Source organism: Massilia phosphatilytica (assembly GCF_977014125.1).
In genome coordinates this window covers 1-10530 of sequence record NZ_CDRNIL010000016.1, presented here as the reverse complement: position 1 = coordinate 10530, position 10530 = coordinate 1, and the positions used below count along the sequence as shown (strand labels likewise).

At 68.4% G+C, this 10530-nt stretch carries 13 protein-coding genes and 3 pseudogenes; 8 read left to right on the top strand and 8 right to left on the bottom strand.

Going from position 1 to position 10530, the window contains the following annotated elements; all coding sequences use genetic code 11:
* Nucleotides 1–59: 59 nt before the first annotated feature.
* Nucleotides 60–1649: a glycoside hydrolase family 2 TIM barrel-domain containing protein gene (locus ACWNCF_RS00605; RefSeq protein WP_449405654.1), complete on the top strand. Its 1590-nt coding sequence runs from the start codon at nt 60–62 to the stop codon at nt 1647–1649.
* Here the strand turns inward: ACWNCF_RS00605 and ACWNCF_RS00600 are convergent.
* Nucleotides 1547–2206, bottom strand: coding sequence for a glutathione S-transferase family protein (locus ACWNCF_RS00600; protein ID WP_449405653.1), 660 nt, complete (start codon nt 2204–2206; stop codon nt 1547–1549). The genes ACWNCF_RS00605 and ACWNCF_RS00600 overlap by 103 nt on opposite strands.
* 202 nt (nt 2207–2408) lie before the next feature.
* Here ACWNCF_RS00600 and ACWNCF_RS00595 point away from each other — a divergent pair, with 202 nt between their 5' ends.
* On the top strand, nt 2409–2561 hold the full coding sequence (locus ACWNCF_RS00595; RefSeq protein WP_449405652.1) for a winged helix-turn-helix transcriptional regulator: 153 nt from the start codon (nt 2409–2411) through the stop codon (nt 2559–2561).
* A 44-nt stretch (nt 2562–2605) separates the two neighbouring features.
* Complete coding sequence (locus ACWNCF_RS00590; RefSeq protein ID WP_449405651.1) at nt 2606–2821, top strand: hypothetical protein; 216 nt, start codon at nt 2606–2608, stop codon at nt 2819–2821.
* Nucleotides 2822–2903: 82 nt separating this feature from the next.
* Here the strand turns inward: ACWNCF_RS00590 and ACWNCF_RS00585 are convergent.
* Nucleotides 2904–3624: pseudogene (locus ACWNCF_RS00585) on the bottom strand (SDR family oxidoreductase).
* Between the two features lie 136 nt (nt 3625–3760).
* Here ACWNCF_RS00585 and ACWNCF_RS00580 point away from each other — a divergent pair.
* Nucleotides 3761–4720, top strand: coding sequence for a LysR family transcriptional regulator (locus tag ACWNCF_RS00580; protein WP_449405650.1), 960 nt, complete (start codon nt 3761–3763; stop codon nt 4718–4720).
* Between the two features lie 39 nt (nt 4721–4759).
* On the opposite strand, the gene ACWNCF_RS00575 is transcribed toward ACWNCF_RS00580, so the two are convergent.
* Nucleotides 4760–4849 (bottom strand): PEP-CTERM sorting domain-containing protein, encoded by a 90-nt coding sequence (locus ACWNCF_RS00575; protein WP_449405649.1) that lies wholly within the window; start codon nt 4847–4849, stop codon nt 4760–4762.
* Nucleotides 4850–4923: 74 nt separating this feature from the next.
* Here ACWNCF_RS00575 and ACWNCF_RS00570 point away from each other — a divergent pair, with 74 nt between their 5' ends.
* Nucleotides 4924–5229 (top strand): hypothetical protein, encoded by a 306-nt coding sequence (locus ACWNCF_RS00570; RefSeq protein WP_449405648.1) that lies wholly within the window; start codon nt 4924–4926, stop codon nt 5227–5229.
* Nucleotides 5230–5328: 99 nt separating this feature from the next.
* Here ACWNCF_RS00570 and ACWNCF_RS00565 read toward each other — a convergent pair whose 3' ends face one another.
* The 5 genes from ACWNCF_RS00565 to ACWNCF_RS00545 form a co-directional block, all read right to left on the bottom strand.
* Nucleotides 5329–5970 (bottom strand): hypothetical protein, encoded by a 642-nt coding sequence (locus ACWNCF_RS00565; RefSeq protein ID WP_449405647.1) that lies wholly within the window; start codon nt 5968–5970, stop codon nt 5329–5331.
* Between the two features lie 225 nt (nt 5971–6195).
* Nucleotides 6196–6876: a PP2C family protein-serine/threonine phosphatase gene (locus tag ACWNCF_RS00560; protein ID WP_449405646.1), complete on the bottom strand. Its 681-nt coding sequence runs from the start codon at nt 6874–6876 to the stop codon at nt 6196–6198.
* Between the two features lie 191 nt (nt 6877–7067).
* A complete protein-coding gene (locus ACWNCF_RS00555) occupies nt 7068–8162 on the bottom strand; it encodes a GAF domain-containing protein (RefSeq protein ID WP_449405656.1) in 1095 nt (364 codons plus the stop codon).
* A gap of 113 nt (nt 8163–8275) precedes the next feature.
* Complete coding sequence (locus ACWNCF_RS00550; protein ID WP_449405655.1) at nt 8276–8959, bottom strand: serine/threonine-protein kinase; 684 nt, start codon at nt 8957–8959, stop codon at nt 8276–8278.
* Nucleotides 8956–9297, bottom strand: coding sequence for a protein kinase domain-containing protein (locus ACWNCF_RS00545; protein WP_449405645.1), 342 nt, complete (start codon nt 9295–9297; stop codon nt 8956–8958). Before ACWNCF_RS00545 ends, ACWNCF_RS00550 begins: the two co-directional genes overlap by 4 nt.
* Before the next feature lie 119 nt (nt 9298–9416).
* On the opposite strand from ACWNCF_RS00545, the pseudogene ACWNCF_RS00540 reads away from it, so the two are divergent.
* From ACWNCF_RS00540 to ACWNCF_RS00530, 3 genes and pseudogenes are all read left to right on the top strand, one after another.
* Nucleotides 9417–9984 (top strand): annotated as a pseudogene (locus ACWNCF_RS00540) (DNA-3-methyladenine glycosylase I).
* A 53-nt stretch (nt 9985–10037) separates the two neighbouring features.
* Nucleotides 10038–10379 carry a hypothetical protein gene (locus ACWNCF_RS00535; protein ID WP_449405644.1) on the top strand — a complete coding sequence of 114 codons (342 nt, stop codon included), beginning with the start codon at nt 10038–10040 and terminating at the stop codon, nt 10377–10379.
* Nucleotides 10316–10530 (top strand): annotated as a pseudogene (locus tag ACWNCF_RS00530) (hypothetical protein); the annotation flags it as partial. The gene ACWNCF_RS00535 and the pseudogene ACWNCF_RS00530, both read left to right, overlap by 64 nt.

Sequence of the window (10530 nt, the reverse complement as noted above, 5' to 3'; positions counted from 1 at the left end):
TGTTTTGAAAAACCGCGTTCAGTTACGTATTGCTAAGGTTAAAAACACGGGAGGATTAGTTGGATGATCCAGCACCTCTGTACTTCGGCGCCGTCAACTACGAGGCGCACGTCTACCTGAACGGCAAAAAACTCGGCATGCACAAGGGCGGCTTCACGCCGTTCCAGTTCGACGTCACGGACAAACTGGCGAAGGGCCGCAACGTCGTCGTCGTCAAGGCCGACAACACGCGGCACCAGGACGATATCCCGACCTTGAACACGGACTGGTGGAACTACGGCGGCATCACGCGCGACGTCATGCTGGCCGAGCTGCCCGCCACCTACATCGCCGACTACAAGGTGCAGCTGGCCAAAGGCGACGCCCACCGCATCGACGGTTTCATCCAGATGGCGGGAGACGCGAAGTCGCAGCAGGTGACGGTGACGATTCCCGAAGCGGGCATCAAGGCCACCGTGCGCACGGACGCGAACGGGCGCGCCGCGTTGAATATCCCGGTGAACAAACTGACGTACTGGTCGCCGCAACAACCAAAACTGTACACGGTGGAGCTGGCCGGCGGCGGCGACGACGTGGTCGACCACATCGGCTTTCGTACCATCGAGACGCGTGGCCAGGACATCCTCCTGAACGGCAAGTCCGTGTTCCTGCGCGGGATCTCGCTGCACGACGAGAACCCCTTGATCCCGGGCCGCCTGCGCGGACAGGGCGACATGCGGATGCTGCTGCAATGGGCCAAGGAGATGAACTGCAATTACGTGCGGCTCGCGCACTACCCGCACAACGAAGAGATGATCCGGCTGGCCGACGAGATGGGCCTGATGGTGTGGGCGGAAGTGCCCGTGTACTGGACGATCTCGTGGACGAACCCGGACACGTACGCCAACGCGAACGCGCAGCTGACGGACCTCGTCACGCGCGACAAGAACCGCGCGAGCGTGATCGTCTGGTCGGTGGGGAACGAGACGCCGGTCAGCGCCCCGCGCAACACGTTCATGGGCAACCTGGCGAAGACGGCGCGTTCGCTCGACGACACGCGCCTCGTGGCGGCCGCGCTGGAGATCCACCGCAAGGGCAGCGACATCACGGTCGAGGACCCGCTCGCGGATTCGCTGGACCTCGCCAGCTTCAACGAGTACGCGGGCTGGTACTGGGCCAGCAATGCCGAGATGCTGAATTACCGCTTCGACGTCCGCTACAACAAGCCGGTCGTGATCACGGAGTTCGGCGCGTCCGCGCTGGGCGGGTCATCACGCCGACGCCGACACGCGCTGGAGCGAGGAATACCAGGACGCGCTGTACCGCAACCAGTTCAAGATGCTGTCCGCGATCCCGGGCCTGCGCGGGATGACGCCGTGGGTGCTCGTCGACTTCCGCTCGCCGCGCCGCCAGCATCCGTATTTCCAGGACTTCTGGAACCGCAAGGGCCTGATCTCGGACGACGGCAAGAAGAAGCTCGCGTTCTGGACCCTGAAACGCTATTACGACGACGTGCAGCGCCGCTACGAAGCGCCGGCCGCGCGCTGACGGCCTGCGTCGATCGCGGTCAATCGCGGTCGGGCGCGCCCAGCGGGAACAGGGAGCGGTACGGCCGCGCCTCGTCCACCGCGCGCGCGAACGACGGCCGCGCCAGCAGGCGCGCGCGATAGGCGCGCAGCACGGGGTAGCGCGCCGCGATCGGATGCGTCCAGTCGGCGTAGAACAGCGCGGGCGCGGCGGCGCAGTCGGCCAGCGAGAAGTGCTCGCCCGCGGCCCAGACCCGGTCGGCCAGATGGCCCTCCAGCCAGGCGTAGGCGAGTTCCAGTTTTTCCGTCGCCAATGCGAGGCCGTCCGCGCGCTTGGCAGCAATGCCCGTCAGCGCGCCGTTCACCGCGTGCTGCACCATGCTCATCACGTGCAGGTCGAAGAAGCGGTCCATGAACCGCACGTCCAGCGCAGCGTGCGGATCGTCCGGCAGCAGGCGCACGGGGCCGGGATGCGTCAGGTGCAGGTATTCGATGACGATGCTGGTCTCGACCACGTTGCGCGCGCCGTCGACGAGCAGCGGGAATTTGCGCAGCGGCCAGCGTTGCAGCCATTCCTGCGCGTGCTGCGGCGTGTCCGGCCCGAGGCAGCGGAACTCGAAAGGCGTGTCGTTCTCGTACAGCGCGACGAGCACTTTCTGCGTGTACGAGGAAAAGGGATGACCGTAGAGCGCGAGGGACATGGCGGGATCGCTTTCGGATGCAGGTTGAAATAAACTACTTGTAAAATGCAAGTGGTTTAAAGATATCGCTATACTAAGCAAAATGCAAGCACAACGACCAAGGATTACGTGATGTCACAGGCCGGACGCTCGGGGCTGCCCGATCAACCTGACCCTCGAACAGCTCGGCGACCGCTGGAGCCTGATCGTCGTCCGCGACATCATGTTCGGCAACCGCCGCAGCTACGGCGACCTGCTGGCGCAGAGCGAAGAGGGCATCGCGTCGAACATCCTGGCGGACCGGCTGAAGCGCCTGACGGCGGCGGGCCTGCTGACGCGGCGCCCCGACCCGGCGCACCGGCAAAAAGGGATTTGACCTGACGGAACCGTCCATCGCAGCTCGTGCCCCTGCTCGCGCACATGGGAGCGTGGGGGCGCAGGCATCCGTCGCCGAGCCGGGAACTGTCGGTGCGGGCGGAATTGCTGGAGCAGGGCGGACCGCCGTTGTGGGAGGCGTTCATGGACGAGTTGCGGCACCTGCACCTGGGCGCGCCGGCGCCCGCGCGCTCGGTGTTCGGCGAGTTGCGGGCGGCGTACGAGGAGGCGATGCGGGCGGCGCGGGAAAGTCATGGGTAAATCGAAACGCGGGCAGGGGCGATCGTCTTGCCGATGTTGCTGGCGATCCAGGACGCGAACCAATGAAGCCCGCGCCCGGCCGTCACCAGCGGACGGTTCTGCCGCGGTAGTCGAGGTATTCCAGCCCGGGGCGCGCCTGCTTGGCCAGCGTCACGTCCACGATCCCGGGTACGCTTTCCTCGATCGACAATCGCGCGTCGGGTCCGCCCAGATCGGTGCGCACCCAGCCCGGCGCCATCAACAGCATGGCGCGTGGCGTCGGACCCTGGCGCGCCGCGAAGCTGCGCATGAACTGGTTCAGTGCGGCCTTGCTGCCTCGATAGACTTCGCGCTGCCCGGACTCGTTGTCGGCGACGCTGCCTTGGCCGGACGACATGACGCCAATCAGGCCGGTCGGCGGAACGAGATCGCACAGGCGTTCGACGACGCGCATCGGACTGAGCGCATTGGTGATCATGAGGTTGACGAAATCCTCGGTCGAATACTTCCCCGATGTGCTGCGTCGGGTCGGGATTCGCCGTGCCGGCGTTGACGAACAGGATGTTGAACGTCCGGTCCGCCAGGCGCGCCCGCAGCGCGTCGATTTCATCGGGCCGGGTGATGTCCAGCGTGTCGATCCCGACTCTGCCGGGCGTTGCGTCGGCCAGCGCGTGCAGGCGGGTGGGGCCGCTGCCGGCACGCACGGTCCCGGTAACGTTCCAGCCGCGTGCCAGGAACTCGGCGGCCATCGCGTACCCGAGGCCGCGCGAGGCGCCGATGATCAGGACCGTCGGCGTGTGAAGTGGGGTTGTGGAGGGGGACATGAGATTGCTCTTCCTTCGTCGATGTGATGTCCGCCATTCTGGACAACGCCCCGGGTTTGCACCAGACGCGGTGGCTGCAAACCATGTTTGCATCCGACGCCATGGGTGCTGCCCGGCTTTCCGCTATATTGGCGGCATGTCCCGCGTCGATCTCAACCTTCTCACCGCCCTGGACGCGCTGTTGACCGAGCGCAGCGTCACGGGAGCAGCCCGGCGCCTGGATCTCAGCGTGTCCGCCATGAGCCGTACGCTCGCGCGCCTGCGCACCGTCACCGGCGATCGCTTGCTCCTGCAGGCCGGCCGCGCGCTGGTCCTGACGCCGTACGCGGAGCAACTGCGCCTGCGCCTGCCCCTGCTCGCCAGGGAAGCGGAGGCCATGCTCAGGCCTGCCGAGCATCGGTTCGATGCCGCCACGCTGGAACACAGCTTCGCGGTGCGGGCGGGCGAAGGGTTTATCGACCTGCTCGGTGCGGCGCTGATGGACCGAATCCGGCGCGCGGCGCCGGGCGTGCAAATCCGCTTCCTGCCCAAGCCCGACTGGGATGCGCAACCGCTGCGTGACGGCACGATCGACCTTGAAATCGGCACGGTGAAGACGTCGGCCCCGGAGATGCTGACGCGCCTGCTTTTGCGCGATCGGTATGTGGGCGTGTGCCGTCTGCATCATCCCGCGGTAAGCGCGCGCAGCGTGTCTCTCGAGCGGTGGATCGAATGCGATCACATCATGACCGCGCGCCCCGGCGAGGCGGCGAATCCTGTCGATGCGGCGCTGGCGGCGCGCGGCATGCAACGCAGGGTGTCGGTCGTGGTGCCGTCATTCACGAGCGCCATGCAGATGGCGCGCCGCTCCGACATGATCGCCGTCGTCCCGCACTCCTGCCTGGGCAACGTGTTCGCGCCCGATCACGCCGGCGCGAATGGTTTGCAAGGGTTCGAGTTGCCCGTGCCGACGCCCGCCTTCAACGTCTCGGCGATATGGCATCCGCGCCTCGACCACGATCCGGGCCATCGTTGGCTGCGCGCGGAGGTACTGGAGGTGTGCCTGGCGGCGTATCCGCGCGATCCGATCGCGGGCTCGCCTTCGTTGACTGCGTAGGCACGGCCGGCGCGCGCCGCGCGGCGGCCGACGACCGGCTTACTTGCGCGCGCGTTTCCGTGCGCGCCGCGCGGCCAGCAGCGCGACGACGCCGGCGCCGCCCAGCCACAGCGTGCCCGGTTCCGGCACGTCGGCGTGCTTGACCGGGGTCTTGCCCGGATCGTTCGTCTCGGCCGGGCAGGTCCGTCGTCGGCGGCAGCAGCGTGCCGGGGGGCGACGACGGCGTCGTGCCGGTGTCGGTGGGCGTTTGCGTACCGCCCGGCGTCGTACCGCCCGGCGTCGTGCCGGACGTGCCGCCGGGCGACGTGCCGCCGGTGCCCGGATCGCCGCTGCCGGTGCCCGAACCGCCGGTGCCGGTGCCGCCGGTGCCCGTGCCGCCTGTGCCGGGCGTGCCGGTGCCCGAGCCGCCGCTGTCCGTGCCGGTCCCCACCGTGTCGCTCGACGACTTGCTGTCCTGGGTCACCGGCAGGGTGCCGCCGTCCAGGATGGCGTCGCGGTTGATGCGGTAGCCCGGGACGGCGGTCCCGCTGCTCGGCGCGGACGTGCCGCCGGCCGATGCGGTGTCGCCCGTCGCGAATGTCTGGAGCTGGTAGCGGCCGCCCGCGGGATTACCGGCGAGCGCGAATCCCACCTGCTCCACGTTGCCGTCGCCTTCCTGGGCCTGCTCGACGGACGCGTCGAGTTCTTCCTCGCTCGGGCCCTTTGCCTCGACGGGCAATTGCGGCACGTCGGAAATGCGGTTGCCGCAGCGCGTGCGGATTTCGTTCTGGCCGTCGGTCAGCAGGGTTTCGCCTTCGGGCCAGCTGGAGCTTCTTCGAGGTCCAGAACACCTTGTCGCCCTTGCGGTACGACACGTACACGGCGCGCGGCTTGGTGACCGTCTCGACGGTGGCCCTGGCCGTCTCGAAGGCCGCGTAGTGCGCCGCCACGACCTTGTCCGCGACGACGGCGTGCGCGAGCTCGCGGCGGTCGATCACGCCGCCGGGAACGATGGAATAGGGGTAGACGCGGCGCGTCTTTTTCGTCTCTGCCTGTGCCGCGGTGCGCAGCACGACCGGGGCCGGCGTCGCGGTATCGGCGGCGGGGGCCTGCGCTTGCGCCTGCATGGCCGGCGGCGCGGCGGATTCCCGCATCTCCAGCGCGAACACGACGGCACACGCCGCCACGCCGAGCAGGCCGATGGCCGCCACGCGTTTTTTCAGGCGTGAACCTTTTCTGCTCCGGCGGATGTAGGCGGTGCGGTAGTCCATGACAAGACAAAAAGCACAAAGTAGGAGAGGTCCTACACAGTAACACCTTTCCCAATACCAAATCTATATTTTTCCGCGAGAAATTCTATTTGCATTGTGGAAATATAGGCGAGGGGAGCGCGATGAGGCCGCAGGAGCGGTTTCCCTGTGTGCCGGCCACGCGTGGCGGCGCGGCACCGTCATCGCGGTGTTGTGCGGTCGCTACAGAAAACGCGTGCGCCCGGGTCAGCGCTCGACCAGCGCCAGCACCGCCGTGATGTTGTCGCGGCTGCCGTGCGTCTTGGCCAGGGCGATCAGGTCGGCGCAGCAGTGCTCCAGCGACTGCGCATGCGCGCCGGCCAGCACCTGTTCGATGGCGGCATGGGGCGTGTTGCCGTACAGGCCGTCGCTGCACAGCAGATACAGGTCGCCGGGATGCGGCGCGCAGGCCTTGACGTCGGGCGTGATCGCGGCCGTCGGGCCGATCGCCTGCAGCAGCAGGTTACGCGGCGGGAAGTCGCCGGAGACGCCCGCTTCCAGCGCCTGCTGGTACATGGTCTGGTCGCGCGTAAGCACGGCGAGTTCGCCGTCGCGGTAGCGGTACAGCCGGCTGTCGCCGACGTGGAAAATGACCAGCGGGCCGTCCGGCAGGCTTTGCCAGAAGCCCGTCAGCGTCGTGCCCATGCCGCCGCCGTCGCCGAGGCCGTCCTGCACGTTGGCGCCGTACACGCGCGCATTGGCGGCGTCGACGGCTTCGTGCACGGCCACGATGGCGGGCATGTGCTCGTCCTGCCAGGTCGCGTCCGGGTCGGCGGCGTCGCCGGGGCTGGATTTTTTCGGGTCGACGGCCGCCAGCGCGTCGCGCAGCGTCTCGAGGGCCATGGCGGCCGCCGATCTCGCCGCCGTCATGGCCGCCCATGCCGTCATGGCCACGGCCACCAGGCGGGAGCTGCGGATCGATGAGGAAGTTGTCTTCCTTCGACTGGCGCACGAGGCCGACGTCGGTCAGGCCCTATGCGCTGCCGAACGACGCGACGGTGATAGATGCTCGGGGTTAGCTGCTTCCAGGTGCTCATCGGCGGCGCGTATGGTTGTGAAATAAATACGAGGGCTGCATGCTAGCACGTGGGCAGACGGCGTTGGCGATTTTCCAGGGCGGCCGCAGGATGCCGCTGACGGTGAAGCGGATCTCGCCCGGCCGCTCGCCTGGCGCCGTCTTCGATGCGCAGGTCGGACAGGCCCTCGCGGTGGCTGCCCGCCACCATTGCCGCCACGGTGTCGACCAGCTTGTCCGCGCGCGGGCGCGAGCGCGAGCGCGGCGGCGCGGCCGCGCCGAAGTACTGGTCGAGCATGGCCGCGAAATCGCGCCGCGTCGTCACGCAGAACACCGGGCGCGATTGCGGGAACAGGGTCGTGACGGCGTTGTCCGCCTTGACCTTTTCCGGGTCGATGCAGACGACGTACAGCGCGTGCTCGTTGCGTTCCACCGGCAGCCACTGGCGCACTTCGGCCCCCGCACGGTCCATGCCGGGGAGGGGTTGCCGCCGGCACGCGCCGCCGGATGGAAGGCGAGGTAGGGGACGGCGAAATCGTCCGCCCAGCGCGCGCCCGACGACGGGCAGTTTCAGCTTGAAGTCGTCGAGCAGCACGTCCTCGATGTCGCGGCCCTGCGTACGCGCCTGTTCCACCGCCTGCTCGACCTGCTCGCGGGGCAGCGGCCGCGAACCCAGCGCGCCGACGAAGCCCGTGCGTTCGCGCTTCGTTTCCTGGCGGCGCTGGGCGAATGCGATGGCGAGCGTGTCGCACAGGTAGCGCGCGCCTTCGACGACGGTGCTGTCGAACGGGCCGCCGCGCAGGTTGTTGATGAGCTGGAAGACGCCGATCACGTCGTCGTCGTGCATGATCGGGACGACCAGCATCTGCGTCGTGCGATAGCCCGTGCGCCGGTCCACGCCCTGCTGGAAGCGCAGGTCGGCCGCGTAGCGCTGCAGCTCGGCCGCATCGTAGACATCGGCCAGGTTGAGCAGGCGGCGCGCCAGCGCGGCGTAGCCGGCGATGCTCTGCGCCGAGATCGGCAGGCGCAGCTGGCGGAACGAGGCCATGCCCGTCTTGACCTTGGAGACGAGGCTGGCCTTGTCCTCGCCCACCGTGTAGATCGTCAGGCGGTCCGCCGCGAACAGGGCGCAGATGCCTTCGGACAGGTCGAGCATGATCTCGTCGACGTTGCGCGTGGCGTGGATGCGCGTCGTCAGCTGCTGCAGCTCGGCGGAAGAAATCGCCGCGCGCGTTCGGGCCGCCCATGACGGTCGCGTCGTTCATGGCCGCCTCATCGCCGTGTCGATGGGGCCAGGCGCGTGGCGTCGGCGTCGTCGTGCGCGGCGCGCTGCACGCGGGTCGCGTCCGCATCGTCCTGCGCGTGGCGCACCACGTCGGCGCGCGCGCGCGGCGTGACGGTGTCCAGCGGCCGCCATGGCGATGGCGGCGGCGGCGGGGACGTGGCGTCGGGCCGCGCGGCCGCGTCGCCGTCGAGAGCGCGCAGCAGGTCGTCGCGGAACGCATCGGCGCCGGGATAGCGCTGCTCCGGGCGCTTGGCGAGCGCGCGCATGATGACGCGGTCGAAGGCCGGGCCGAGCAGGGGATTCAGCAGGGTCGGCGGCACGGGCTGCTCGTGCAGGATCTTCTGCTGCACGGCGAACATGCCGGCGCCGCGGAACGGCCGCTCGTTGGTGAGGAACTGGTACAGGATGATCCCGACGGCGAAGATGTCCGACTGCGGGCCGACGGCCTGGCCGGTGATCTGCTCGGGCGACATGAAGCTGGGCGTGCCGACCATCTCGGCGCCGTCCGCGTCCTGCACGGCGGCGTTCAAGGCGGCCATGTGGGCGACGCCGAAGTCGGTCAGTTTCACGCGCAGGTCGTGGCTGAGCATGACGTTGGCCGGCTTGATGTCGCGGTGGATCACGCCGTTGCGGTGCGCGTAGCCGAGGGCGTCGAGCAGCTCGCACGTCATGCGCACGGCGTCGCGTCGAGCGTGAACTCGAGGTGGAAGTCCTGGGTCATGTCGAAGTAGGCGGCCAGTTCCTCGCCGCGCACCAGTTCCATCACCATGTAGGCGGCGCCGTTTTCGTCGCCGAAGTCGTACAGGCCGACGATGTGCGGGTGGTTCAGGCGGGCGACGGCCTGCGCCTCGCGGATGAAGCGCGCGGAATACGACGCGCGCAGCTCCGGATCGGCATCGCAGGCGGTGGACATGACCTTGATCGCGACGCTGCGGTCCAGGCGCGGATCGAGGCCTTCGTAGACCTCGCCCATGGCGCCGCGTCCCAGCACCCGCACGATCTGGAACACTCGCCTAACTGCGTCGGTTGGTTCATGGCCGCAAGTGTAAATCAAATTGGTTTGGCAACAACAAAAATCGGCCGCCGCGTGGATGTGGCGCGACGTCGCGACAGGTTTAGACTCCATGTATGAACGACATCCGCTGCACCTGGGCCAACCCGGCCAATCCCGCGCCTACATCGCCTACCACGACCATGAATGGGGCGTACCGTGCCACGACGAGACGACGCTGTTCGAGATGCTCAACCTCGAGGGCGCGCAGGCCGGACTGTCGTGGGAAACGATCCTGAACAAGCGCGACAACTACCGCATCGCCTTCGACGGCTGGGATGCGGAAAAAATCGCGCGCTACGACGACGCCAAGGTGGCCGGCCTGCTGGCCGATCCGGGCATCGTGCGCAACCGCCTGAAGGTCGCGGCCGCCATCAACAACGCGAGGGCCTACCTGCGCCTGCGCGCGCGGACGGCCTCACGCTCGACGGCTACCTGTGGGCCTTCGTCGACGGCCGGCCGATCGTCAACGACTGGCCGGCAGGCAGCAGGCCGGCCCGCACCGACCTGTCCGACCGCATTTCGAAAGACCTGGCCAGGCGCGGTTTCAAGTTCGTCGGATCGACCATCGTCTATGCCTACATGCAGGGCATCGGCATGGTGGACGACCACGACCGCGCCTGCCTGTGCCGCCGCCGGAGGTGATGCCATGGACTATCGCGAAGGGTGGCACAACCCGGCCCGCTTCACCGTCTTCGATGCGCACTACGGCGACGGCGCCGCGCATCCGCGTCCTGACCGACGTCTGGCGCACCGATCCGCAGCGCTCGCCCACCCTGCACGTGATCGCCTTGTGCGACCACCTGCTGCCGGGCTTCCACCGCATGCCGCAGGCCGAGCCGGGCATGACGCTCGAGGACCTGCTCGAGCGCACCGCTCGACGACGCGCTCGCCCGGCTGACGGTCGCGCGTCGACGTATTCCGCCTGCACGACATCGAGCACGCCGGCACCGACTTCGCACGCCACGCGGCGCGCGTGGCGGCGCGCGATGCGCGCCTGCTCGCGCACGGTCTCACGCCGGCCCAGGTCGCCGCGCTGACGGCGCAGGGCTTCGTGTTCGATGCCGACGGGAGCCGTGCGCGCTTCGTGAGCCGCAAGCCGCGTCCGCCGCTGCAGCCGGTCCCCGAGCGGCGCGTCATCGTGCTCGGCGCCGGCATCAGGTGCTGGATCATAGGACTGACTGCCTCCGT